The sequence below is a fragment of the Microbacterium sp. JB110 genome, from assembly GCF_003335195.1.
Taxonomy (GTDB): domain Bacteria; phylum Actinomycetota; class Actinomycetes; order Actinomycetales; family Microbacteriaceae; genus Microbacterium.
In genome coordinates, this window is sequence record NZ_QPGM01000004.1 from 210,923 (window position 1) to 236,272 (window position 25,350).

The 25,350-nt window shown below is 68.9% G+C and carries 23 protein-coding genes; 21 read left to right on the top strand and 2 right to left on the bottom strand.

The features are described 5' to 3' along the window. Window positions 1–55: 55 nt before the first annotated feature. From CIK77_RS09355 to CIK77_RS09395, 9 genes are all read left to right on the top strand, one after another. A complete protein-coding gene (locus tag CIK77_RS09355) occupies window positions 56–1,582 on the top strand; it encodes a DUF7059 domain-containing protein (protein WP_087055850.1) in 1,527 nt (508 codons plus the stop codon). A gap of 154 nt (window positions 1,583–1,736) precedes the next feature. Next, window positions 1,737–2,093 (top strand): ArsR/SmtB family transcription factor, encoded by a 357-nt coding sequence (locus CIK77_RS09360; RefSeq protein ID WP_087055849.1) that lies wholly within the window; start codon window positions 1,737–1,739, stop codon window positions 2,091–2,093. Then, window positions 2,090–2,542: an SRPBCC family protein gene (locus CIK77_RS09365; RefSeq protein ID WP_087055848.1), complete on the top strand. Its 453-nt coding sequence runs from the start codon at window positions 2,090–2,092 to the stop codon at window positions 2,540–2,542. Before CIK77_RS09360 ends, CIK77_RS09365 begins: the two co-directional genes overlap by 4 nt. 151 nt (window positions 2,543–2,693) lie before the next feature. Next, window positions 2,694–4,121, top strand: a complete 1,428-nt coding sequence (locus tag CIK77_RS09370) for a CCA tRNA nucleotidyltransferase (RefSeq protein ID WP_087055847.1) — start codon at window positions 2,694–2,696, stop codon at window positions 4,119–4,121. Window positions 4,122–4,273: 152 nt separating this feature from the next. Continuing rightward, the gene (locus CIK77_RS09375) at window positions 4,274–5,446 is read left to right on the top strand and encodes a glycosyltransferase (RefSeq protein WP_249268673.1); all 1,173 of its coding nucleotides are present in this window, start codon (window positions 4,274–4,276) and stop codon (window positions 5,444–5,446) included. Between the two features lie 197 nt (window positions 5,447–5,643). Continuing rightward, the gene (locus CIK77_RS09380) at window positions 5,644–6,333 is read left to right on the top strand and encodes a GntR family transcriptional regulator (protein ID WP_170934203.1); all 690 of its coding nucleotides are present in this window, start codon (window positions 5,644–5,646) and stop codon (window positions 6,331–6,333) included. A gap of 111 nt (window positions 6,334–6,444) precedes the next feature. Beyond that, a complete protein-coding gene (locus tag CIK77_RS09385; protein WP_087055844.1) occupies window positions 6,445–7,380 on the top strand; it encodes a sugar phosphate isomerase/epimerase family protein in 936 nt (311 codons plus the stop codon). An 11-nt stretch (window positions 7,381–7,391) separates the two neighbouring features. Beyond that, window positions 7,392–8,351 (top strand): 3-hydroxyacyl-CoA dehydrogenase family protein, encoded by a 960-nt coding sequence (locus tag CIK77_RS09390; protein WP_087055843.1) that lies wholly within the window; start codon window positions 7,392–7,394, stop codon window positions 8,349–8,351. Window positions 8,352–8,590: 239 nt separating this feature from the next. Continuing rightward, the gene (locus CIK77_RS09395) at window positions 8,591–9,805 is read left to right on the top strand and encodes a glycosyltransferase (RefSeq protein WP_087055842.1); all 1,215 of its coding nucleotides are present in this window, start codon (window positions 8,591–8,593) and stop codon (window positions 9,803–9,805) included. 13 nt (window positions 9,806–9,818) lie between these two features. Here the strand turns inward: CIK77_RS09395 and CIK77_RS09400 are convergent, their stop codons facing one another. Continuing rightward, window positions 9,819–10,283 carry a hypothetical protein gene (locus tag CIK77_RS09400; protein ID WP_140403557.1) on the bottom strand — a complete coding sequence of 155 codons (465 nt, stop codon included), beginning with the start codon at window positions 10,281–10,283 and terminating at the stop codon, window positions 9,819–9,821. Window positions 10,284–10,467: 184 nt separating this feature from the next. Between CIK77_RS09400 and CIK77_RS09405 the strand changes: the two genes are divergently transcribed. The 6 genes from CIK77_RS09405 to CIK77_RS09430 are packed head-to-tail and all read left to right on the top strand — an operon-like array spanning window position 10,468 to window position 15,878. Then, entirely contained in the window at window positions 10,468–11,013 is a 546-nt protein-coding gene (locus CIK77_RS09405; RefSeq protein WP_087055840.1) for a TRAP transporter small permease, read from the top strand. Beyond that, window positions 11,010–12,284, top strand: coding sequence for a TRAP transporter large permease (locus CIK77_RS09410; protein ID WP_087055839.1), 1,275 nt, complete (start codon window positions 11,010–11,012; stop codon window positions 12,282–12,284). The genes CIK77_RS09405 and CIK77_RS09410 overlap by 4 nt, the downstream gene beginning before the upstream one ends. Further along, window positions 12,281–13,210, top strand: coding sequence for a shikimate dehydrogenase (locus tag CIK77_RS09415; RefSeq protein WP_212647511.1), 930 nt, complete (start codon window positions 12,281–12,283; stop codon window positions 13,208–13,210). The genes CIK77_RS09410 and CIK77_RS09415 overlap by 4 nt, the downstream gene beginning before the upstream one ends. Before the next feature lie 11 nt (window positions 13,211–13,221). Further along, on the top strand, window positions 13,222–14,235 hold the full coding sequence (locus tag CIK77_RS09420; protein ID WP_170934202.1) for a DctP family TRAP transporter solute-binding subunit: 1,014 nt from the start codon (window positions 13,222–13,224) through the stop codon (window positions 14,233–14,235). 4 nt (window positions 14,236–14,239) lie between these two features. Further along, window positions 14,240–15,223, top strand: a complete 984-nt coding sequence (locus tag CIK77_RS09425; RefSeq protein WP_087055837.1) for a phosphotriesterase family protein — start codon at window positions 14,240–14,242, stop codon at window positions 15,221–15,223. Between the two features lie 13 nt (window positions 15,224–15,236). Next, window positions 15,237–15,878: a TetR/AcrR family transcriptional regulator gene (locus CIK77_RS09430; RefSeq protein WP_087055836.1), complete on the top strand. Its 642-nt coding sequence runs from the start codon at window positions 15,237–15,239 to the stop codon at window positions 15,876–15,878. A gap of 75 nt (window positions 15,879–15,953) precedes the next feature. Here CIK77_RS09430 and CIK77_RS09435 read toward each other — a convergent pair whose 3' ends face one another. Further along, window positions 15,954–17,741: a bifunctional sugar phosphate isomerase/epimerase/4-hydroxyphenylpyruvate dioxygenase family protein gene (locus CIK77_RS09435; RefSeq protein ID WP_087055835.1), complete on the bottom strand. Its 1,788-nt coding sequence runs from the start codon at window positions 17,739–17,741 to the stop codon at window positions 15,954–15,956. A gap of 183 nt (window positions 17,742–17,924) precedes the next feature. Here CIK77_RS09435 and CIK77_RS09440 point away from each other — a divergent pair, with 183 nt between their 5' ends. The 6 genes from CIK77_RS09440 to CIK77_RS09465 all read left to right on the top strand — a co-directional run bounded on the left by CIK77_RS09440 (window position 17,925) and on the right by CIK77_RS09465 (window position 25,318). After that, window positions 17,925–19,658: a carbon starvation CstA family protein gene (locus CIK77_RS09440; protein ID WP_087055834.1), complete on the top strand. Its 1,734-nt coding sequence runs from the start codon at window positions 17,925–17,927 to the stop codon at window positions 19,656–19,658. Window position 19,659: 1 nt separating this feature from the next. Further along, on the top strand, window positions 19,660–19,944 hold the full coding sequence (locus tag CIK77_RS09445) for a cory-CC-star protein (RefSeq protein ID WP_249268672.1): 285 nt from the start codon (window positions 19,660–19,662) through the stop codon (window positions 19,942–19,944). After that, window positions 19,935–21,023 (top strand): ArsA family ATPase, encoded by a 1,089-nt coding sequence (locus tag CIK77_RS09450; RefSeq protein WP_087055833.1) that lies wholly within the window; start codon window positions 19,935–19,937, stop codon window positions 21,021–21,023. The genes CIK77_RS09445 and CIK77_RS09450 overlap by 10 nt, the downstream gene beginning before the upstream one ends. 57 nt (window positions 21,024–21,080) lie before the next feature. Beyond that, window positions 21,081–21,713, top strand: a complete 633-nt coding sequence (locus CIK77_RS09455) for an FMN-dependent NADH-azoreductase (RefSeq protein ID WP_087055832.1) — start codon at window positions 21,081–21,083, stop codon at window positions 21,711–21,713. A gap of 104 nt (window positions 21,714–21,817) precedes the next feature. Continuing rightward, window positions 21,818–23,953 (top strand): ATP-dependent Clp protease ATP-binding subunit, encoded by a 2,136-nt coding sequence (locus CIK77_RS09460; RefSeq protein WP_087055831.1) that lies wholly within the window; start codon window positions 21,818–21,820, stop codon window positions 23,951–23,953. A 132-nt stretch (window positions 23,954–24,085) separates the two neighbouring features. Continuing rightward, window positions 24,086–25,318: a hypothetical protein gene (locus tag CIK77_RS09465; RefSeq protein WP_087055830.1), complete on the top strand. Its 1,233-nt coding sequence runs from the start codon at window positions 24,086–24,088 to the stop codon at window positions 25,316–25,318. Window positions 25,319–25,350: the final 32 nt, after the last annotated feature.

Consider the following 25,350-nt stretch of genomic DNA (forward strand, 5'->3'; position numbering starts at 1 on the left):
GAACCCGGCTTGTTTCTTCCTGGGTGCATCGCTCGGGATCGGCGAGAATGGGGGCGTGACCGTCCTCACCGACTCCGACCTTGTGACATCGCTCGTCGCCGATCTGCGGGCCGCCCGCTTCCGCTCGGAAGCGCTGCGCGCTGCCTGGGGCGTCGAGGCGGACGACGCGATCGGACGGAGTCTGCGCCGCCCGGCGCTGCGCGGGCTCGGCGACCGCGACGACGCTCAGGCCGTGCTGGCGAGGCTGCTGATCTTCGGCGTCTCCCAGCCGCTCGCCGATGTCGATCGCGCGCTGCCCGCTCTGGGCTCCGCCGGTCTGGTCGCGCTCGGCCTGGCATCGTTCCGCGACGACCTCGTGCATCCGGAGGCCGTGCTGCGCCCTCAGTCGTTCCACGACGACCGTGGGCCCGGTGAGTGGTGGGTGGCGAGCGACCTCGACGAGATCGCGCTCGGCGGCGGGGCGCTCGCGACCGATCACGTGCTCGGCGTGGGCGGTGCCTCGCTCACCCTCGCCGGCCTGCAGCTGCCGACGCCCGCGCGACGCGTGCTCGACCTGGGAACCGGATGCGGCATCCAGGCGCTGAGGGCGAGGAGGTACGCCGATGCTGTCGTCGCGACCGACCTGTCCGAGCGGGCACTCGATTTCGCGGGGCTGAACCTCGTCATCGACGACACCGACGGGGTCGAACTGCGGCAGGGGTCGCTGTTCGACCCCGTGGCAGGCGAGACCTTCGATCGCATCGTGTCGAACCCGCCGTTCGTGATCACGCCGAGGGCGACGGGTGTTCCGGCGTACGAGTACCGCGACGGCGGGCTCGTGGGCGATGCGCTCGTCGAGCAGGTGTTCGCCGGCGTCGGCGAGCATCTCGTGACCGGCGGCGTCGCGCAGATGCTCGGCAACTGGGAGACCCGCGACGGCGTGCCAGGGCTGGGGCGGGTGCGCGCGTGGGCGGAGGCATCGCCTGTGCCGCTGGACGCGTGGGTCGTCGAGCGCGAGGAGCTCGACCCGATCCGGTACGCCGAGACGTGGATCCGCGACGGAGGCACCGTTCCTGGCAGCGACGAATTCGACGCACTGCTGAGCGCCTGGCTCGACGACTTCGCCGCGCGCGGAGTCACGGCCGTGGGATTCGGCTATGTGCTGCTGCGGCGTGCGGAGAAAGAGCCGACGCTGCGGCGGTATGAGCGCGTGACGCAGCCGATCCCCTCGGAGGGTGCGCTCGGCACGCACCTGGCAGCGGCCCTCGCGCAGCACGACAGGGCGGCCGGGCTCGACGACGATGCGCTCGCCGCGGCGAGGTTCGTGACCGCCCCCGATGTCACGGAGGCCCGACACCACACCCCGGGTGAGGATGCGCCGAGTGTGATCGAACTGCGCCAGGGCGGCGGCTTCGGTCGCTCCGTGCAGGCCGACCCCGCGCTGGCAGGGCTGGTCGGCGCCTGCGACGGGGAGCTGTCCGCCGGCGTGATCATCGACGCGATCGCCCAGCTGCTGGAGAACGACCCCGCCGCGCTCCGTGCCGGGCTGCTCCCCGCCATCCGGGAGCTCCTGCTCGACGGCTTCCTCACCTTCGCCGACTGACGCCACCGGCGCGCGAGTGCTGCTCACCTGACGCCAACTGCGGGTGCATCCCCGGAACGAGGACACTTGGCGTCAGGTGAGCGGGCGACGAGGTGTTGACGGGTGGGGCGGTGAGTGTCATAGTTAAGGCAGTGATTAATTAAGGATGTGACTAATGGCACCCGTCGATCCGCTGTCCAGAGTGTTCCACGCGCTCGCCGACCCGACTCGGCGCGCGATCCTGGAGCGGCTCAGCGGCGGCAGCGCGACGGTGGGCGAGCTGTCAGAGCCTTTCGACGTGAGCGCCCCCGCCGTCTCCCAGCACCTGCGCGTGCTCGAGGGGGCAGGGCTCATCGAGCGCACAACGCGCGCCCAATGGCGGATCTGCACGATCCGCACCGAACCCCTGGACGCGGCGAGCCAGTGGGTCGACGAGAACCGAGCACTGTGGAGCAGTCGATTCGACACGCTCGACGACGTGCTCGCCCGCATCCGGCCGACCGGGCCGGACACGACGAAGGAGTCATCATGACGAACACAGCCGAGTTCACCATCACCCGGACGTTCGACGCACCGCGGGCGTCGGTCTGGCGCGCCTGGACGGACCCGACGATCGCCGCGCAGTGGTGGCACCCGCATGAGGTCACCGTGCCAGCGGAGTCCGTGCGGATCGACCCGCGCGAAGGCGGGGCGTACGAGTACCTGATGATCGACCCGACCGGCGGCGAGTGGCCGACGGCCGGCACCTACCTCGAGGTGCGCGAGCCCGAGCGGCTCCGCTTCACCTGGGGCGACCCGGACGACACGCGCGGCGCCGACGTGCCCGTGATCACGGTGGACCTCGCTGAAGCCCCTGGCGGCCGCACCGAGATGACCTTCCATCTCGTCGGCCATCCGGATGACAGCGGCGCCGAGCACGGCGTCTTCGACGGCTGGACCGAGGCCTTCGAGGTGCTCGACGGAGTGTTCGCCGTGGTGTGACGCGGCGTCCTCCCCCACCTCCGGTGTGGCGTACTGCGCCACCCCGCGCCGTCCCACGCCTCCAGTGTGCGTAACTGCGCCACCGCGCGAGGCATGGCGCAATCCGGCACACCGGAAGTCGGCTCGGAGCGGGAAAAGATACCCTCGAGTAATGCTCAACATGGCCGCCGGTCTCGCACGCCTGGGTGACCTCGCCGCATCCGGAGTCGTCGCCCAACTCGCTGCGGCGTTCGCCGATGCCGGCTTCGGCCTTGCGGTCGTCGGCGGCCCCGTGCGCGACGCACTGCTGGGGCGCGAGACGCACGACCTCGACTTCACCACCGACGCCAGGCCCGACGACATCCTGCGCGTCGTGAAGCCGATCTCCAGCGCGCACTGGGACATCGGGCGCGAGTTCGGCACGATCGGCGCGCGGATCCGCGGCGAACAGGTCGAGATCACCACCTACCGCGCCGACAGCTACGACGGCGAGACCCGCAAACCGTCCGTCGAGTTCGGCGACACGCTCGAGGCCGATCTGACCCGCCGCGACTTCACGGTCAACGCCATGGCGCTGCGAGTTCCCGAGACGACGCTCGTCGATCCGACCGGGGGCGTCGAGGACATGATCGCCGGCATTCTGCGCACGCCGATCGATCCGGATGTCAGCTTCGGCGACGACCCGCTGCGCATGCTCCGCGCCGCACGCTTCGCCTCGCAGCTGGGCTTCGAACTGGCCGCGCCGACCCGCGAGGCCATGGCGCGTCTGCGCGAGAGCCTGAACATCGTCAGCCCCGAGCGGATCCAGGGCGAACTCATCCGGCTGCTCGGCACGCCGGACCCGACCACCGGCATCCGGGAGCTGGTCGACTCCGGCCTGATGGACGAGTTCCTGCCCGAGATCTCCGGCCTCCGCCTCGAGGTCGACGAGCACCATCACCACAAGGACGTCTACGAGCATTCACTCACCGTGCTGCTGCAGGCGATCGAACTCGAGCGCGCCCGCACTCCCGACGCAGAGCCCGACATCGTGCTGCGCCTCGCCGCGCTGCTGCACGACATCGGCAAGCCGCGCACGCGCAGGCTCGAGCCCGGCGGCGCCGTCACGTTCCACCATCACGACGTGGTCGGAGCCCGGATGGCGCGCAAGCGGCTGCAGGCGCTGCGGTTCAGCTCCGAGACGATCACGGGCGTGACGAAGCTGGTCGAACTGCACCTGCGGTTCTTCGGCTATTCCGAGGGCGCGTGGAGCGACTCCGCCGTGCGTCGCTACGTGCGCGATGCGGGCGACCAGCTCGAGCGTCTGCACATCATCACCCGCGCCGACGTCACGACCCGGAACAAGCGGAAGGCTTCGCGCCTGCGCGCCGCGTACGACGACATCGAGGATCGCATCAGTGTGCTGCGCGAGCAGGAGGAGCTCGACGCCATCCGGCCGGAGCTCGACGGCAACCGCATCCAAGAGGTGCTGAACATCGCTCCGGGCCCCGGGGTCGGCAAGGCCTACAAGTTCCTGCTCGACCTGCGCCTCGACGAGGGCGCTCTCGGCGAGGAGGAGGCCGAGCGTCGGCTGCGGGAGTGGTGGGCGCAGCAGGGGTGACGGCGGACGCGCGCGGGCGAACCTGCTCTGCCTGTCCGCCTGAGGCCGGCATCCGGACAACCGGGCTCGGTTTCTCGGGCTAACCCCCGTTTTTCCGGCAAACGCTCCCGTGTTGGTGGATATCTCAGATCACGCCGGTAGCGTCGACTCTCGTGCATACCCACACGCCGAACCGGCCGCTGAAGATCCTCATCGGCTGCGACACCTTCACTCCAGACATCAACGGCGCAGCGCGCTTCGCCGAGCGTCTCGCTGCCGGTCTCGTCGAGCGGGGCCACGAGGTGCACATCGTCGCCCCGAACACCGAGTACCGCAAGAAGGCGCCGGCGACCGAGATCGTCGAGGGCCAGCCCATGACCGTGCACCGGCTGCCGTCGGTGAAGTGGCCCAAGCACGAGTGGCTGCGGTTCGTATGGCCGTGGCGGGCGAAGCACTACGCGCGGAAGATCATTGCTGAGGTGCAGCCGGATGTCGTGCACATCCAGTCGCACATCGTGATCGGGCGCGGCCTGTCGCGCATCGCGCGCGGGCTCGGCATTCCGATCGTGGCGACCAACCACGTGATGCCGGAGAACATCGTCGACTTCACGATGCTGCCCAAGTCGATGAACAATCTTGCGGTGAGCCTTGCCTGGGCCGACGCCAAGCGCACGTTCGCGCTCACCAGCGCGGTCACCACGCCGACCCGCAGGGCCGCAGACTTCCTCGAGCAGACGATCGACATCGCCGGAGTCGTCCCGATCAGCTGCGGAATCGACAAGGCGAGCTACACGCCGGATCTCGCACCGCGCAGCGACAACCGGATCGTGTTCGTCGGGCGCGTCACGGCGGAGAAGCAGATCGACGTGATCGTGCGGGCACTTGCCAAGCTCGATCCCGCGCTGAACGCCACCCTCGAACTCGTCGGTGACGGCGATCAGCGCCCCGCGCTGGAGCGGCTCGCCGAGGACCTCGGCGTGCGCGAGCGGATCACATTCCACGGGCGCACCAGCGACGAGGAGCTTCGCGCCGCGCTCACTCGCGCGAGCGTCTTCGCGATCGCGTCCATCGCCGAACTGCAGTCGATCGCGACGATGGAGGCGATGGCGTCGGGGCTGCCGGTGGTCGCGGCGGACGCTGTCGCGCTGCCGCATCTGGTGCACCACGGCGAGAACGGCTACCTCTTCACGCCGGGTGACGCGGACGAACTGGCAGCGCGCCTGACCGACGTTCTCACCCAGACCCCGGATGAGCGACGCGCGATGCAGCAGGAGTCGCTCGACATGGTCGAGTCGCACGACATCCGTCGCACCCTCGACACGTTCGAGGGCCTGTACCGCGGGTAGCACCGGCTGGCACCGCAGTCCGCGAGCGCCCCGCGCGTAATTCTTCATTTCTGGCACATCTCCGGTGGTGTGCCCACCCGGAGATGTGCCAGAAATGAAGATCTGCGCGCAATCAGAGTTCGGCGCTGCTGTGTCACGGCGCGGAACGGCTCGACCGATAAGGTGTGATGACACGGCGCCGAGAGCGGGGGTGCGGCATGGCTGGTGGCGACATCTCACGTCGTGCTCTTCGCGATGAGGTCTACGACCGGATCCTGCAGATGCTCCTCGCCGGCGAGCTGCTCCCGGGCGAGCGCGTGTCGATCGACACGATGGCACGCGAGCTCAAGGTGTCTCCGACGCCCGTCAGGGAAGCCATGGTGCACCTCGAGCGCACAGGTCTGGTCACGCGTGAGGCGCTCAAGGGATACCGCGTCGCCCCGCCGCTGGACGCCGTGCAGCTCGGCGAGCTTTTCGACGCGCGCCTCCCTCTCGAGGTCGCCGCCGCGCGCCTCGCGGCGCAGCACGGCGGAGATCGGCTGGCGGCCGACCTCACGGCGGCGCAGGCGAAGCACACCAGGATGACCGAATCTGTCCTCTCGGCGCACCGCGACGGGCGTGGGGTTCCGCTGAACCTCACCCAGCGGTACTTCGACGCCGATCATGCCGTGCATCTGGTGCTCTTCGAGCGCGCGAACAACCGCTACCTCACCGGGATGTACGAGGATCTCGGTGCGCTCACCCATCGGATGCGACAGGCCGCGCTGCGTGGGCCGGAGGACGTGCGCGAGGCAGTCAGCGAGCACGAGGCGATCGTGACCGCCTTTGCGGACGGCGCGGAGGCGGGCATCGCGGCGCTCGTCGCCCACATCGAGAACGTGCGCGGACGCTCGCTGAGCGGCGGCTGATGCGCTCCGCGCGACCTCCCCTTCCCACACGCCACACAGCGCAAGGGGGACGACGATCACTGATCCTATAGGATATAGTGACGACGTCCACCGATCCGCACTGGAGCCGTCATGACGAAGTCGTCCCCGCACACCGCAGAGACCTGGCCGATCGCCACGTGTCTGCATGGTTTCCCCACGGTCGGGGCCGATGGCACAGCGCTCCATGATGCGGCCCCCGAGGTATGGGACGACGTCTTCCAGCAGGTCGAGGATGTCGACTTCTCGCTCGTCGAGCTGGCCGACAGCCATATCCGGCCCGCCGACCTCGAGCCCTCCAGGCGTGACGAGCTCTTCTCGATCGTCGCCTCCCACGGCATCCGGATCCCCAGCGTCCACCTGCAGCGTCAGAGCGTGATCATGCCCGGTCACGAGGAGCGCAACCTCGAGTACGCGCACCGCACGATCGACGCGGCCGCCGAATGGGGCATGGAAGTCTTCTCGACCGGCCTGCACCAGCCGTTCAACGAGGCGCAGCGCAAGGCTCTGTGGTTCTGGACGGTGCAGGGGCCCAAAGACCCGGATGACCCCGAGGTGTGGGAGAAAGCGGTCACGCGCCTGCGCGAGCTCGGCACGCACGCGGCTGAGGTGGGCTTGAAGATGTCGCTCGAGATGTACGAGGACACCTACGTCGGCTCGGCCGACAGCGCGGTCCGCCTCGTCGAGGAGATCGGCCTCGACAACGTCGGCATCAACCCGGACATCGGCAACCTCATCCGCCTCCACCGCCCTGTCGAGGATTGGCGCGAGGCGTTCGCGAAGACCCTGCCGTATACGAACTACTGGCATGTCAAGAACTACACCCGCGACGAGGCGGCCGACGGATCCTGGTACACCTCGGTGCCGACCACGATGGAGGCCGGCCTGATCAACTACCGCCAGGTCGTCCGCGACGCGGTCGCCGGCGGCTTCGACGGCATCTTCCTGATGGAGCAGTACGGCGGCGACAGCCTCGGCGTCTGTGCGACCAACCAGCGGTACCTCCGCACCCTCCTCCCCACAGCGTGAAAGGCGAGACAATGACTGCCTACAGGATTGCCGTCGTCGGCTCCGGCTACATGGGAGGCGGCATCGCACAGGTGCTCGCCTTGGCCGGTCACACCGTTCAGATCGCCGACATCTCGGCGGAGGTCGCTGCGTCGAACCTCGACCGCCTCCTGACCGAGGCCGGCCGGTTCGTTGAGGACGGGCTGTTCCCGGATGACGCGGTCGAGCGGATCCGCGAGAACGTCACGGCCGCTGAGACCATCGAGGACGCCGTGAAGGACGCGGACGTCATCGAGGAGGCCGTGCCGGAGAAGATCGAGATCAAGCACGCGACCCTTGCGCGCATCTCGGCCGCCGCTCGCCCCGACGCGATCATCGGCTCGAACACGTCGACGATCCTCATCGGCAGGCTCGCCGAAGCCGTCGAGCGTCCCGAGCGCTTCCTCGGCGTGCATTTCTCGAACCCCGCGCCCTTCATCCCCGGTGTCGAGCTCATCAGCCACGACGGCACATCGGAGGGCGCGCTCCCGGTGATCGAGGAGATCGTGCGCTCGACGGGCAAGCTCACCGCGCGCGTCGGCGACGCGGTCGGATTCGTGCTCAATCGGCTGCAGTATGCGCTGTTCCACGAGGCGTCGCAGCTCGTGGAGGAGGGCATCGCCACCCCGAACGACGTGGACACGATCGTTCGCACCACCTTCGGGTTCCGCCTGCCGTTCTTCGGCCCGTTCGCCATCGCCGACATGGCCGGGCTCGACGTGTACGCGTCCTGCTACGAATCGCTGCAGACCCGCTGGCCCGAGCGCTTCGCGACTCCTGGCTCGCTGAAGGAGCTCGTCGACGCAGGCAGTTTCGGCACCAAGTCGGGCGCCGGCTACCTCGACGTGCCCGCCGAGCGCACACCGGAGCTGATCGCGTACCGCAACAAGGCCTACGTCGCGATGCAGAAGCTCATCGTCGAGCTCGGCCCTGCGCCCATCTCGAACGACTGAGCGGCCCGGCACGTCCGCTGACGCACTCGCGCAGCGCGCGGACATCCTGACACGGGCGGCTCTCCTGCGGTTCCGGCCGAGGCCGCGCAGCCGCAGCCCCCGAGACCCTGCCCCCGGTATCTCTTCGTTTCTGGCACATCTCCGGTGGTGTGCCCACCCGGAGATGTGCCAGAAATGAAGGTCTGCGGACGGTCATAGCTCGGGGCGGTAGCGTCGAGGCAGGGAGAGCGGAGGCCGGCATGCACATCGTGATGTTCGCCGACCAGCACGTCGAGACGCTGGGCGGGGCGCAGGTGTCGACGCGCCTGCAGCGGCTCTACCTGGAGCGCGCGGGTCACACCGTCACCGTCGTCGCACCGCGCAGGCATGGTCCGCGTGCGCGCGTGAACAGCGGTGACTCCGCGTACGTCGACCTGCCGTCGGTGCCGATCACCCCTGATCGCGAGTACGCACTGGTGTGGCCGGGCCGCGGTTCCGATCGCGTCGTCGACCGCCGCATGCGAGAACGACCTCCGGTCGACATAGTGCACGTGCAAGCGGATTTCTGGGGCGCGTTCCTCGGGTACAGATTCGCGAACCGTCACCGTCTGCCTGTCGTGCATACGATGCACAACAGAGTCGAGACCGGCATCAGGGCGACCGCGCCGTTCCCCGGTCTGGTGATGCGAGCGCTGAACGCCTGGCGCCGGCTGTCCGTGCCCGGTTCGGGCCGCGGACGAGACGGCTGGGACTACCTGCGCGAGCTGTCGGGCGGTGCATCTGCGGTGACCGCGCCGTCGACGCACTTCGCCCGACGGCTGGAGCAGCACGGCGTCTTCCCGACGGTCGAGGCGATGTGGAACGGCATGGACGACGACGTACTGGAACGCGTCGTCGCCGCCATGCCGTCAGAGCGCGTCGACGGACCGCCCCGATTCGTGTGGATCGGCCGGATGAGCCCGGAGAAGCGCCTGCTGCCGTTCCTTGACGCGGTCGCACGCTCGGGCGTCGACATGCGGGTCGAGGTGATCGGGGGCGGCGCGCAGATGCGCCGGGCACGCCGGATGGTCGCCGATCGCGGGATCGACGCTCGAGTCGCATTCCTGGGCGGCCTGCCGTACGAGCTCACTCTGGAGCGGATCGCTCGGGCCGATGCGCTCGTGCAGACATCGATCGGGTTCGAGACGCAGGGGATGACGCCGTTCGAGGCGGCCGCTCTCGGCACCCCGAGCGTGATGAGCGATCCGGACATCGCAGACGAGGTCGGCTCCGGCGTGTGGCGGGTCTCCCCCGGTGCCGCGCCCGATCCGTCAGCCGACGCGCTTGCACGCGCACTTCGCGTCGCGGCCGACGACATCCGGGCGGGCACCGCTCCCACCCCGAGTGCGGACATCCGGGATCGCTTCCGGCAGTCGACCAGGACCGCCGAGATGATCGAGCTCTACGAACGGGTTCTGGCCGAGACGGAGCATTGACGCCGTCGGTGCTCTAGAGCAGCGCGGTGTAGAGCAGCGGCGTCAGAAACGAGTTGACCAGCACCGACAGGAGCAGGAGCAGGTTCGCGCCGAGGCCGGCACCCGCGAGGGCCTTCGCGGAGCCGCGGAGCGCGATTCCGGCGAGCACGGTGCCGATGATCGCGAGAAGCAGAGGGAATCCGATCGCGAGCGCACCGAAAGCCGTTCTCGTGCCGATCGCGGAGAGATCGCCGCCCTGCGCGAGAACGTGTCCCGCGCTGATGAACGGACCGGCCAGCACGGCGAAGACTGCGATGAGGATCGCCGTCCAGGCGAGGCCCTTGCCTCCGGATGACGCACGAGCCTGCGCCGGATGCCCCGGAATCTGTGTCGGATATCCGGGAGCCTGCGGCGGAGCGCTGTACTGCTGCGGGTACTGCTGCTGCGGCTGACCCTGTGGCGAGTACGGGGGTTGGTTCGGCTGCTGCGGGGTCGTCATGATGACCACGGTAGCGGGCGATGCGTGCGTTGTCTCGGGTGGATGCGCGGGCGGTGCCGTCCGGATCCGGGCGCCGGCGTCGACCTGCGCGAGCCCCACAGCGGTCGAGGACGGGGTTGCGCAGCCTATGTACTAACCGGTACATTCATTGCACCCCGATTCTCTGGACCGACAAGGACGTCCCATGTCAGAGCCCGCTGCACCCGCCCGCCTGCCCGCGTGGCGCATCGTCGTTCGCATCATCACGGCGGTGGAGATGACCGTCGCCATCGTCTGCCTCGTCGCGATCGTGGTGCTCGTCTTCTTCCAGGCGCTGCAGCGGTACCTGCCGATCGATCAGGTCGCGTGGACCGGTGAGATCTCGCAGTTCTGCCTCGTCTGGCTGACGTTCTCGATCGCGGGCGTGCTCGTGACGACGCGAGGGCACATCGCTCTCGAGATCGTCGACGGTTTCCGCAGCCAGGCGCTGGTGCGCATCGTGCAGACGCTCGCGATGCTGCTCGTCGCGGCTGTGGCGATCCTGCTGGTCATCGAGGCGCTGAGGCTGATCGACTCGCAGGGCATCATCAAGTCACCGGTGCTGCGCCTGCCGATGTCGTCGGTGTACGTTCCCGTTCTCGTCGGAGTGGTCTCGACGGCGGTGCGCTCGCTGATCCAGGCGGTGCACATCGCCCTGCGGGGACCGATCCTGCCGGAGATCGACGAAGACGAGCAGGAGGTCGGCGCATGATGGTCGCCCTGCTCGGCATCGCGATCGCGGTGCTGCTGATCATCCGCGTCCCTGTCGCGTTCGCCTTCCTCGGCCCGTCGATCGTGTACATGTGGCTGAACGACCAGTCCGTCGGCAACGCGCTGCGCGAGGTGTTCAACGCGGCCAACAGCTTCCCGATGCTCGCCGTCCCGCTGTTCGTGCTGCTGGGCGCGCTCGCCAACCACGCGGGAATCGCCGACCGCCTCTTCCGCTTCGCCCTGGCGGTGCTGGCGAGGGTGCGCGGCTCTCTCGGCTATGTCGCCATCGGCACGAGCGTCGGATTCAGCTGGATGAGCGGATCGGCGGTCGCCGATGCCGCAGCCCTCGGAAAGGTGCAGATCCCGCAGATGATCCGTGCCGGCTACGGTCGCCGCTTCGCGACCGGTGTGTCGGCGTCGTCTGCGCTGATCGCACCGGTGATGCCGCCGTCGATCCCCGCTGTGATCTACGCCGGCCTCGCCGCAGTGTCCACCGGAGGGCTGTTCGCGGCCTCGGTGATCCCGGCGCTGCTGATGGCGGCGGGCCTCGTCGTGGTCGTCGCCGTCCTCGTGGCGCGCAACAGGAAGATCACTCGCGGCGAGTTCGACAAGCGCGAGGTGCTCGCCGCGACCAAGGGCGTGATCCTGCCGATGATCACGCCCGTGATCATCCTGGGCGGCATCCTCGGCGGCTTCTTCACACCGACGGAAGCCGCAGCGGTATCGGCCGTGTACATCCTGCTCGTCGGCATCGTGCAGCGCACGCTGACCTGGCGCGGCCTGCTCGCCGCGCTGAAGGAGACGGTGCTCACCACCGGCGCCATCATGCTGATCGTGGCGACGGCGTCGCTGCTCGGTTACATCCTGGCCCGTGAGCGCCTTCCCCAGCTGATGACCGACGCGATGCTCTCGGTGAGCGACGACCCCACGGTCTTCCTGCTGCTCGTCGTCGTGCTGTGCCTGATCCTCGGCACCGTGATCGATGCGACAGCGGTGCTCGTGCTGATCGTGCCCATCCTGATCCCGATTGCGAACACCTATGGCGTGGACCCGATCGTGCTGGGCGTGGTGACCATCATCGCGCTGATGATCGGCCTGCTCACTCCGCCCGTCGGCACCGTGCTGTTCGTCACATCGAGCGTGTCGAAGACGCGCATCGGAGACGTGTTCCGCGGTACGGTGCCGTTCCTGGTGCCCCTGATCGTGGTCGTGCTGCTCGCGGTGCTCTTCCCCGATGCTGTGATGTGGCTGCCGGGGGTGCTGGGACTGTGATCGGGAATCCTCACTCCACGGCCCCGCGCCTGCCGCAGGCGCCGCGATCCGTGCTCGTCGGGCTGATCGGCCAGGGCGTGCGGCCCTCGTTGACGCCGCCGCTGCACGAGCTCGAGGGCGCACGACACGGCATGAGCTACGTGTACCGCCCGGTCGACATCGCACCGGATGACGCGGCGCCGGATCGCCTCGAGCAGCTGCTGTGGGCGGCGCGCACGATGGGGTTCGACGGGTTGAACGTCACACATCCCGCGAAACAGGCGGTCATCCCGCTGCTCGACGATCTGGCGCCGAGCGCGCGACGTGTCGGTGCCGTCAACACGGTGAAGTTCACTCCATCCGGACTGATCGGTCACAACACCGACGTCACCGGCTTCGGCAGCGCCTTCGACGACGCGTTCGGCGGTGCAGGGCACGGCCTCGTCATCGTGTACGGCGCCGGCGGTGCGGGCAACGCCGTTGCGACGGCGCTGGCAGAGCGCGATGTCGAGGAGATCGTGATCGTCGATGCGGTCGTCGACCGCGCGCAGGAACTGGCGGATCGCGTGTGCGCAGGCGGGCGCGAAGCCAGAGGCGTCGGCCTCGACGCCGCAGACGCACTGCTGCCCTGTGCCGTCGGCGTCGTGAACGCCACGCCGTTCGGCATGGCCGCCCATCCGGGCATGGCCTTCGACCCCGGTCTGCTTCCGGGCGATGCATGGGTGAGCGACATCGTGTACCGCCCGACCGAGACGGCGCTGCTCAGGACGGCCCGCGCCCGTGGACTGCGCACGATGTCCGGCCTCGGCATGGTGGCGGGTCAGGCGGGCGACTCCTTCGAGATCTTCACGGGTGCTGCGGCTGATCGTGCCGCGATCATCCGGGACATTCATGACCTGGTCGCCGCTGAGGCGGCGGAGAACACACAGCAGGAAACCCCCCGATGAGAGGAAGAACAATGAACGTACGCACCAAGCGAGCAGCGTGGGTCGCTCTGGTCGGCGCATCCGCCGTGGCCCTTGCCGGCTGCGGGTCGGACGGCGGCGGCGAGGCGGAGGACGGCGCCCTCACGCTCGACCTGGCGACCAGCTACAACACCGATCAGCCCCAGCACGCCTGCGGCGCAGAGGTGATCAAGGAGACCGTCGAGTCGGCCGATGTCGGGCTGAACATCGAGATCTTCCCGTCGAGCCAGCTGGGCGGAGACGCCGACCGCATCTCGGCCGTGGCATCCGGCGACATCGACATGGACATCCAGGGGGCATCTGCGCTCGGTGCCGTGTACGAGCCGATCTCGGTGCTCGACGCGGCATACGCGTTCGACGGACCCGAGCACCTCGCCGCGTTCATGGCGGGTGACGGCGGCCAGCAGCTCGTCTCCGACTTCGCCGACGCGAGCGGCATCAACACTCTCGGCGCATGGTCGGCCGGTGCCCGGCACTTCACGTCGAACGCGCCGATCAACGAGCCGAGCGATCTGGCGGGGCTGCGCATCCGGTTCCCCGGTTCCCCGCAGTTCCTGCTCAACGCTCAGGCCTTGGGCGCCCAGGCGACGGAGATCGCCTACGAGGAGGTGTACCTCGCGCTGCAGCAGGGCACCGCCGACGGGCAGGAGAACCCGATCACCAACATCGACGCGCTCAATCTGCAGGAGGTGCAGGACTACCTGAACCTGTCGAGCCACCAGCTCAACACCAATCTCGTCATCATCGGCGGCGTGTGGAACGAGTTGGACGAGGATCAGCAGGCGGCGCTGCAGGAGGGCGTCGAGAATGCGGTCGACGAGGTGACGCAGTGCGTCGCCGACGACGAGACGGAGAAGATCGAGGAATGGAAGGACTCGGGCGAATGGGAGGTCAACGAGGATGTCGACGTCGCGGCCTTCCAGGAGCAGGCCGTGGCGTGGTTCGAGGCCGAGCTCGACGGCGACCTGCTGAGCGTCTTCGAGTCCATTCGCGACTCGGCGGAGTGACCGGATGACCGTCGGCGCACCCGGTTCGGCACCGACCTGCACGGGCGACGTCGCCGGCGCCGACCTCGGTGAGACGCTGCTGCACGAGCACATCTTCGTGCAGCAGCCAGAGGTCGATGCCGCGCTGCCCAGCCCGGAATGGGACGAGCAGCGCGCGGTGGCCGACGCCGTCGCGCTGCTGGACGGGCTGTTCCGGCGCGGGGTGCGCACGGTCGTCGACCTCACTGTGCCTGGCCTCGGTCGCGATGTCGCTCTGGTGCGGCGCGTTGCCGAGGCCTCGCCGGTGCGGATCGTGGCGGCCACAGGGTGGTACACGCATAACGCGCTGCCGGCCTACTTCCGGCTCAACGGACCGGGGCGCCTCATCGACGGGCCCGATCCGCTCATCCGGATGCTCGTCGACGACCTGACCGTCGGCATTCGGGGAACGAAGGTGCGCGCCGGGGCGATCAAGGTGGTCTCGGATGTCGAGGGCCTCACCCCGGATGTCAGGCGCGTGTTCGAGGCGGCGGCTGTGGCTCAGGCGGAGACCTCGGCACCGGTGTTCACCCATTCGCACGCACCGAGCCGGGGCGGGCTGGAGCAGCAGAAGGTGCTGCGTGCACTCGGTGTCCCGCTCGAGCGCGTGGTCATCGGCCATGCCGGAGACTCAGACGACATCGCGTACTTGACCGAGCTCGCGTCCGAGGGCTCGTGGCTCGGCTTCGACCGATTCGGAATGGAGCATACGGCGCCGGATGAGCAGCGCATCCGGACTCTGCTGACGCTTCTGGAGCGGGGGCTCGCATCACAGATCGTGCTGTCGCACGACGCCGCGGCGTTCAGCAGGGTCACTCCGCCGTCGTGGCGGCGCAGGCACACGCCGTCGTGGCATATGCATCACATTCACGACGACGTGCTGCCCCGTCTGCGACGCGAGGGCGTCGACGAGGAGACCATCCGTACCATGATGGTGGAGACGCCGCGGCGCGTACTCGCAGGCGCCTGAGCGAGGGAGACAGATGAGCAGCAGTGCCCCCAAGGCTCGATTGCGCGACGCGGAGCGTACGCGTCGGGAGCTTCTCAACGTTGCGGGAGAGGTGTTCGCCGAGCACGGCTACTCCGGTGCGCGCGTCGATGAGATCGCGGCGCGCACCCGCACCACGAAGCGGATGATCTACTACTACTTCGGGGGCAAGGACCAGCTCTACAGCGCGGTTCTCGAGCGGGCGTACCGCGGCATCCGGCAGGAGGAGGCGCGCATCGACGTGGCGGGTCTCGACCCGCTGGCCGCGCTGCGCGAAATCGCGGTCGCAACCTTCGACCACCACGTCGAGCACGCGGAGTTCATTCGGCTGGTGATGATCGAGAACATCCACGGGGCGCAGTTCCTCAAGCAGATCGAGTCGCTGCGGGAGCTCGGCCAGCCCGCCGTCGATGCGCTCGACGTGATCCTCACCCGCGGCCGCGAGATGGGCGAGATCCGGGACGGCTTCGACGCCGTCGACGTGCATATGCTGATCAGCGCATACTGCGTATTCCAAGTCGCGAATCAGCACACGTTCGGCCACCTGTTCCACCGCGACCTGCTCTCCCCCGACGCGCTCACCCACTCCCGCGCGATGCTTCCCGACATCGTGGAGAACTGGGTCGCCATCCGCTGAGAGCGCGGCCCAACTCTTCATTTCTGGCACATCTCCGGTGGTGTGCCCACCCGGAGATGTGCCAGAAATGAAGAACTACGGGCGGGGCGCTGCGACCTGGCGCTGGGCGCTGAGGCGTACGGGGGCGTTCGGGGCGCCGTAGCCGTCGTAGTCGCCGCGGCGTTCGACGATCTCGAGGAAGACGCCGCCGATCGTCGGGGTGTAGAAGTGCACGAACGCGCCGTCCGCGTCGTGGTCGTAGAGCAGATCGAGTTCCCGCAGGGTGCTGAGAAGCTCGTCGTCGAGGGCGAAGCGCGCGGCGAGGTCGTCGTAGTAGTTCGCGGGAACGGGAAGGAACTGCAGGCCCCGCTCGTGGGCCGCCCGGGCGACGGCCACAGCGTCATCCACCCGGATGGCTGCATGCCGATCCGGAACGGGCGCGGTCGGCGGGGCGAGGTTCATCGGCAGCCGGATCACGCCGTCCGGGCTCGTCATCACCTGGCTGCGCACGAGACCTCGCGGCCCTGGCACGTCGGAGGCCGACTCCGCCACCAGGCCGACGACGCTCGACATGAACAGCACGGCCTCGTCGAACTCCTGCCACGGGTACGCCACGTTGATGTGGTCGATGTCGCCGGCGAATCCCCGGACGGCCGGACCGCCGTCGAACTCCCCGATCCACGACTCCTCGGGATCGCGGTCGTTCCAGTAGACCTCGGTGCCGTCGGGCGAGGCCACGGCGCGCAGCTCGACCTCGCCCTGGTATGTGCGCCGATACACGGGGGCGGCGCCGAGAGCGGTGGCTCGTCGCGACGCGAGCGCGGCATCGTCGACCGTGATGCCGATACCGGAGAGGCGGGGCCGGTCGCTGGTGACCTGCTCGTTGAGCACGATGCGCGCGCGACCCGCTGTCCACAGCCGCACGGGCTTGGAGCGGTGGCGCCCGCGGAACGCGAAGCCGAGCTGGCCGAGCATCTGGTCGAGCGCGTGCAGGTCACTGCCTGCGACCTCGACGAAGTCGACACCTCGCGCGACCTGCGGCGCCGTGATCCTGTCGCGCTGCCAGCCGTTCTCGGCGGACGTCAGGTCGGCCAGCCACATCAGCGAACGGCGCGCGTGCGCAGCGGTGCGCACCACGTCGGTCTGCCGGAAGGTGTCGTTGAAGACCTCGAGCGACATCGGCCCCGCGTATCCGGCGCGAAGCACGTGACCGAGGAATCCGGTGAGATCGAAGTCGCCCTCACCGGGGAAGAGCCGGTGGTGGCGGCTCCACTGCAGCACATCCATATCGAGAGCAGGCGCGTCGGCGAGCTGCAGGAAGAAGATCTTCTCACCAGGGATCTCCTCGATCGCTGCGGGATCGTGGCCGCGGCTGAGGATATGGAAGCTGTCGAGGCAGACGCCGAGGTTGTCGCGGTCGGCGAGCCGTACCAGGCGCCACGCTTCGCGGTAGTCGTCGATGTATCGGCCCCACGCCAGAGCCTCGTAGGCGATCCGGATGCCGCGATCGGCCGCCAGATCGGCGATCGCCCTCAGCTGGTCAACGGTCGTGGCCTCGTCGCCCGTTGTCGCCGTGCCGGCGTTGCTGCACAGCAGCATCAGGTCGGTGCCGAGCCGATCCATCACGTCGAATTTCGCGCTCGCGCGCCTGAGATTGTCGGCGAAGGCCTCGTCGCCGACGCCTTCGAGGTCGCGGAACGGCTGGAACATGTCGATGCGCAGCCCGAGCCTGTCGCACAGCGCGCGGATCTCCTCCGGCGACTCCGGCGCCACCACCAGGTCGGTGTCCATGATCTCGACTCCGTCGAACCCGGCCGCAGCGCAGGCGTGCAGCTTCTCCACGAGCCCGCCCGAAAGACACACTGTCGCCACTGAAGTGCTCATGACCCGAATGTACCAGGAGGTACATTGCGTGGAGTAGGAGATCCGTCCATCCGGAGATAACGAATCAGGCACCCCGGGTGGGGCCGCTGTTGCCGATGTGAAGATCGGGGTAGGTTGTCTGGGTGCCGCAGCCATGCGGCAATCAGCGCTTCCCGCTGTCAGTGCAGACAGAAAGGTGCAGGCATGGACTCCGTCCTCCTCCTGGTCATCGGCCTCGGCATCTTCGCCTTCGGCTATCTCGTGTACTCCCGGTACCTCGGCAAGAGCGTGCTGCGGCTCGATCCGGCGTTCGTCACACCGGCGCACGAGAAGAAGGACGGCGTCGATCACGTCCCCACCAACAAGTTCGTGCTGTGGGGGCATCACTTCACCTCGGTCGCCGGCGCGGCTCCGATCGTCGGGCCGGCCGTCGCCGTCATCTGGGGCTGGCTGCCTGCCTTCCTCTGGGTCACGATCGGCACGGTGTTCTTCGCCGGCATGCACGACCTGGGCGCGCTGTGGGCGTCGGAGCGCAACAAGGGCCGGTCCATCGGCGCCCTCGCGGCCCGCTACATCGGCCGGCGCGGCTCCTACGTCTTCCTCGTCGTGATCGGGCTGCTTCTGCTCATGGTGATCGCGGCCTTCGCGGTCGTCATCAAGAACCTGCTGATCGGCAACCCGTCCGCCGTGATCCCGTCGTGGGGGGCGATTCCCGTCGCGCTGCTGATCGGCCTGGCCGTCTACAAGCTGAAGTGGAACCTCACCGCCGTGACGGTCGTCGGTGTCGTGGCGCTGTACGCACTGATCTGGCTCGGCGACCGGTTCCCCGTCGTGCTGCCGGACCCGATCATGGGCATGAGCCCCGCCACGTTCTGGATCATCGCCCTGTTCCTGTACGCGGGCATCGCGTCGCTGCTGCCGGTGTGGCTGCTGCTGCAACCGCGCGACTACATCAACGGCGTGCAGCTGTTCATCGGTCTCGCCGTGCTGTTCGTCGGCACCATCATCGCGGGTCTGTTCTTCGGCAACGGCTTCGTCGCACCGGCCATCAACAACGCCGTCCCCGACGGCACGCCGGCCATCTGGCCGCTGCTGTTCGTCACGATCGCGTGCGGTGCGATCAGCGGGTTCCACGGCGCGGTCGCCAGCGGAACCACGTCGAAGCAGCTGGACAAGGAGCCGGATGCCCGGTTCGTCGGCTACTTCGGAGCCGTCGGCGAGGGCATGCTGGCGCTCGGTGCCATCATCGCCACAACAGCAGGCATCCAGAGCGTGGGCCGCTGGGAGGAGATCTACAGCGCCTTCAACGAGGGCGGCGTGAACGCCTTCGTCGAAGGCGGCGGCAACATCATCGAGATGGGCCTCGGCCTGCCGCAGTCGCTGTCGGCGACCGTGCTCGCCACCATGGCGGTGCTCTTCGCGGCGACCACCATGGATACCGGGGTGCGCCTGCTGCGCTTCGTGTTCCAGGAGGCCGCCGAAGTGGTCGGCTTCAAGTTGAACAACATCATCGCCACCATCGTCGTGCTGGTCGTGTGCGTTGCACTGGTCTTCAGCCAGGGCATCGACGGCTCAGGCGGCCTCACGATCTGGCCGCTGTTCGGCACCACGAACCAACTGCTCGCCTCGCTCACGCTGATCATCGTCTCGATCATGCTCATCCGGAAGCGGCGCAACGTGCTGGTCGCGGTGATTCCGCTGGTGTTCGTCTTCGTCGCGGCCTTCTGGGCGGCGATCGTGCAGCTCGGCACCTTCTGGAACGGCGGCACGGACACCAACTGGCTGCTGCTGATCCTCGACATCGTGATCATCATCGCCACGATCTGGGTCGGCGCCGAGGGCATCGCCGCGATGCGCCGCGCCGCGGCCGACGATCCTGAGGAAGCCGAGGCCGACCTCGTCGACCACGTCACCACAACGGTGCGAACGGTGAAGTAGTGTGACGTCCTCGTCGCGCTGGGTCGCGATCGTGCGCGGCTTCCGGGCATTCTCGCGCGGCCTGCAGGAGTTCTACGCTGGCCCGTACCGGAAGACGTTCGCGGTCGCCAGGCGCGACGAGGACGACCACTTCATGCTCGTCGTGCTCGCCGAATCGCTCGGCGTGCCCGACCCCGCCGCCTACTACACCGCCGAACTGCTGCCTGCCGTCTACGACGACTTCCACGACTGGCACCAACGGGCGGGAATGGAACGATCGCCCCTGGACCACATCTCATGCTGCTGAGCGACAGCTCCTCGCGCCGTGCTCTGTTCGTCGGCGGCAAGGGCGGCGTCGGCAAGACGTCGATCGCCTCGTCCCTCGCGCTCGCCCGCGCCAGAGCGGGGGCGAGGGTGCTCGTGGTCTCGACCGACCCCGCCCACAACCTCGGGCACCTCTGGGAGCGAGCCGTCGGCGACGATGTGACCGCGCTGTGGCGACCGGATGCGCGAGGTGCTGAGAGCGGGCGGGCTCCGGATGCCGTGAGCCGGGAGGCGACGGACGATGCCGCGGGCGCGCAGAGCGCGAACGACGGTGAGGCTCCGGATGCCGAGGGTCGACGTGCGAGCGAAACGGATGCCGGGGCGCGGCCGGGTCTGGTCGACGGCATCGAGATCGACCCTGCCCGCACGGTCGACGAGCACCTGCGCGCTGTGCGCGGCACCATGGAGCGGTTGCTGCCGGAGCGGCTGCACCGTGCGGCGCGCGAGCACCTCGAGTCGGCGCGCGATGCGCCGGGCACGCACGAGTCCGCCGTGCTCGAGCGCGTCGCCGAGACGCTCGAGACCGGGCTGGACCGCTACGACCTCGTCGTGTTCGACACCGCCCCATCCGGTCACACCCTGCACCTGCTGGCGATGCCGGATCGGATGACCGGATGGACGGAGAAGCTGCTCGCCAACCGCGACAGGTCGGAGAGGTACGCGGTGGCGTACGGCGCGCTCGGCGGCACCAAGGACACCAGCGATCGCGATGCCGAGCTGCGCCGCGTGCTGCTGGCGCGCCGGGCGCGGTTCGCGCTGATGCGCGACGCCATCACGGACCCGGAGCGGACCGGCTTCGTGCTGGTCACCGTCGCCGAGCCGATGCCGATCGCCGAGAGCCGCGAAGTGGCCGCCCAGCTCGACGCACTCGGCGTCGGCCTGATCGGCGTCGTGGCCAACCGCCTCTCCCCCGCTGACGTGCTCCCCGTGCGCCGTGAGCGCGAGGAGCAGCAGCTGGCGTCGCTCGACCTGGGCGCACCGATCACGCGGATCCCGCTGATCGATGAGCAGATCGGCCTCCCGGCGCTGCAGCGGCTGGCCCAATCGCTCGCCGCGCCCTGACGTCGGCGCTCCGTACAGTGACCCGCAGACGCCTCCCGGAGCCGATAGCGTCGGAGCATGCCGACACTGCTGCGAATCGACTCCTCCGCCGACCTGACCGGATCGCGTTCGCGCGCGCTCACCGATGCCTTCGTCGAGGCCTGGACCGCACGAGGGGGCGACCACACCGTTGCGGTGCGCGATCTGCACAGGAACCCGCTTCCGCATCTGAGCACCCCGGCGCGGCACTGGCCCGAGCAGCTGCGAGACGGGGCGACGGTGCCGGATGAGCTGGAGTCGGTGCAGAAGGAGGTCGTCGACGAGCTGCTCGCCGCCGATGCCGTGGTGATCGGCGCGCCGATGTACAACTACTCGATGCCGGCGACGCTCAAGAACTGGGTCGACCTCATCCATGTGCCGGGGCTGACCGCCCCGTTCCCCGGCGCCGAGGCGCAGCCCATGGCAGGGCGCGGCGTCGTGCTGCTCACCGCGCAGGGCGCGGCCTACGACCGCGGCACGACGACCGAGCACGACGACCACGTCATCCCGCCGCTCCGGCTCGTGCTGGGCGCAAATCTCGGCATGACCGTGCACGTTGTGGCAGCCAGCAGGACCCTCGCCGACCGCATTCCCGCGCTGGGCGCCGACAGGGCGGAACAGGAGTTCGCCGACGCCGAGGCCGAGGCGCGTCGCCTGGGAACGCAGCTCTGACGGCTTCCGCGCTCCACTCCACCCTGCTAAACTTGAGCTTGTAAGACTCAAGTTTTCATCCGGATGCTGTGTTCGGGTTGCGAGGGAAGGGCACGGGAGGGCTCATGGCAGGTCAAGAGGAACAGAAGAGCGCGCTGGAGGAGTTCGGCATCAACCTGACCGAGCTGGCCCGGAGCGGCCGACTTGACCCGGTGATCGGGCGCGACAGCGAGATCCGGCGCGTGAGCCAGGTGCTCACCAGGCGCACGAAGAACAACCCCGTGCTCATCGGCGAGCCGGGCGTCGGCAAGACCGCGGTGGCGGAGGGCCTCGCCCAGCGCATCGTCGCCGGCGACGTCGCCGAATCGCTGAAGGGGCGCGAGCTGATCGCCCTCGACATCTCGGCGCTGGTGGCCGGCGCGATGTACCGCGGCCAGTTCGAGGAGCGGCTGAAGAGTGTGCTCAAGGAGATCACCGAGTCGGAGGGCCGCGTGATCACCTTCATCGACGAGCTGCACGTGCTGATGGGCGCAGGCGGCGGCGAGGGCTCGGTCGCCGCGGCGAACATGCTCAAGCCGATGCTGGCCCGCGGCGAGCTGCGGATGATCGGTGCGACGACGCTGAACGAGTACCGCGAGTTCATCGAGAAGGACGCCGCGCTCGAGCGCCGCTTCCAGCAGGTGTACGTCGGCGAGCCGAGCGTCGAGGACACCATCGCGATCCTGCGCGGGCTGAAGGAGCGCTACGAGGCGCACCACAAGGTGACCATCTCCGACGGCGCGCTCGTGGCCGCGTCGTCTCTGTCGCACCGGTACATCCCGTCGCGTCAGCTGCCTGACAAGGCGATCGACCTGATCGACGAGGCGGCGTCGAGGTTGCGGATGGAGATCGATTCGGCGCCGCTGGAGATCGACGAACTGCGCAGGCATGTCGACCGGCTGAAGCTCGAGGAGCTCGCGCTGAAGAAGGAGAAGGACCCCGCCAGCAAGGAGCGGCTTGCGAGGCTGCGCGAGAACCTCGCCGATCAGGAGGCGGAGCTGACCGCGCTGCAGCAGCGCTGGGAGGCGGAGCGCAGTTCGCTCAACCGCGTCGGCGACCTGAAGTCGCGTCTCGATGCGGCACGCAGCGAGGCCGAGCGCGCCCAGCGCGAGGGCAAGCTCGAACGCGCGTCACGACTGCTCTACGGCGAGATCCCGGATCTGGAGCAGCAGGTCGCCGAGGCGGAGAAGGCTGAGCAGTCCGACGAGCGGATGGTCGGCGACCAGGTCACCGATGAGGCGATCGCCGAAGTGATCGCGGCGTGGACCGGCATCCCCGTCGGCAGGCTGCTGCAGGGCGAGACCGAGAAGCTGCTGCATCTGGAGAGCGAGCTCGGCCGCCGGCTGATCGGCCAGAAGGAGGCGGTCACGGCGGTCAGCGATGCGGTGCGCCGCTCCCGTGCGGGCATCAGCGACCCGAACCGACCGACGGGCTCGTTCCTGTTCCTCGGCCCGACCGGCGTCGGCAAGACGGAGCTGGCCAAGGCCCTGGCGGAGTTCCTCTTCGACGATGAACAGGCCATGGTGCGCGTCGACATGTCGGAGTACGGCGAGAAGCACTCCGTGTCACGGCTGGTCGGCGCCCCTCCCGGATACGTCGGCTACGACCAGGGCGGCCAGCTCACCGAGGCCGTGCGTCGCCGCCCGTACTCGGTGGTGCTGCTCGACGAGGTCGAGAAGGCCCATCCGGAGGTCTTCGATGTGCTGCTGCAGGTGATGGACGACGGCCGCCTCACCGACGGCCAGGGTCGCACGGTCGACTTCAAGAACACGATCCTGATCCTGACCAGCAACATCGGCTCGCCCATCCTGATCGACCCGACCATCGATGCGGACGACAAGCGCGAGCGGGTGATGCAGCTGGTGCAGACGTCGTTCAAACCGGAGTTCGTGAACCGTCTCGACGACATCGTGGTGTTCCACGCGCTCGGGCAGGACGAGCTGGCGCAGATCGTCGAGCTGCAGGTCGATCTGCTGCAGCGACGGCTGTCGGATCGCCGCCTCACGCTGGCGGTCACACCGGATGCACGGGCGTGGCTCGCCGAGCGCGGCTACGACCCCGCCTACGGCGCGCGCCCGCTGCGGCGTCTGATCCAGCACGAGATCCAGGACCGTCTCGCAAAGGCGATCCTCGCCGGCGGCGTGCGCGACGGCGACACCGTGCGGGTCTCCCCCTCCCCCGATGCCTCCCAGCTGCAGATCGACTCCGCCCCCGCCGAATAGCGCAACTCTTCACGTCTCCGGCTTTTCTTCTGCTGTCGGCTGCGGAATTGCCGGAGACTTGAATACTTGCGGCGACGTCGGCGGGGCGCGGTAGCCTCGACGTGAACACGCGGTGCGGGGGAAGGGGCCGGGATGAGCGGCAGCGGCGCGGACGGAACCGGCGGGAACGGGTGGCGGCTGCCCGAGGCGAATCAGCCGCACGCACTTCCTCCGCTGCCATGGGAGCAGGAACCGGATGGCGCGCAGGGCGCACCATCGCCCGGAGCTGAACAACCGCCGGCCGCTCCCTCGTCGCACCCGCCGCGGCTGGCGAGCACTCCCCTGTTCCAGCCGGCCGCGGCCCAGAGCTTCGGTGCTCCGCAGGGTGCCGCCGAACCGCAACGGCTGCCTCCATATGCCGCACCGCAGGGCCAGCAGCCTCCGCACGGTCAGGCATACGGTGCGCCAATCCACGGATACGCCCCCGGCGCTCAGGGGCATCCGGTGTCTGCGGCACCCGGAGCCGCGAATCACGCTCCGCAGGCGTACGCCGCTCCTTCCGGCGCCTACGGGAGCACGGCCGCGTACGGCGGGCAGGGAGGCGCTGCCGCATCCGCGGCTCTTCCCTACGGCGGTGCGCCGGGGTACGGAGCGCCTGTCGCGGCGCCGCCCGGCAAGCGCGGGTTCCCGGTATGGGCGGGGTGGCTGATCGGCATCGGCGTGGTCGTGCTGATCGCGGCCGTGCTGATCGTCGGCTACGTGATCAGCCTGCTGCCGAGCCAGAGCGCGAGCGCGCCGGCCGATGATTCATCCGGACCCGTCGGGGGCGGCGGCGAGCAGACGGATGACGACCCGGATTCGGACGGGAGCGCGTCGGGCGAGGAAGGGGCACCAATAGGGGCGATCAGGCTCGACGAGTCCGTGCCCACAGACCTTGAGCTGGGCTGGCTCGCGGCCGAACCCGGCGGCGACTGGGAGGTGTACGACGACTCTCCGGAGAGCGTCGTCGGCGTCTGGGACGACGGCGAGCACTTCTGCAACGTCATGGCATTCTCCTCATCCCGGTTCGCGTCGGATGGCGCGACGGATGACGCCACGGCGACCCAGCGCGACCTCGCAGACGCGATCGAGGCGTACGCAGAAGACGGAGAGGAATCCGGGTCGGAGCAGGTCTCATCGTTCGCCGTGCCGTTCGACGCAGGGGCGGTGGAGTTCCTCGGCGTCGACGTCATCCTCGACGTCGACGCCGATTCCCGGGCGACGGAGCGGTGGTACTGGCGCAGCTTCGCCGAAGCGGGAACGCAGATGCACGTGCAGCTCGTCTGCGATCAGGAGCCGACGGCCGAGATGGTCGAGCAGAGCGTCGGACAGCTCCGGATGCAGTAGGCCCGACGCGGGGCCCAGTGACGCCCTCGGAT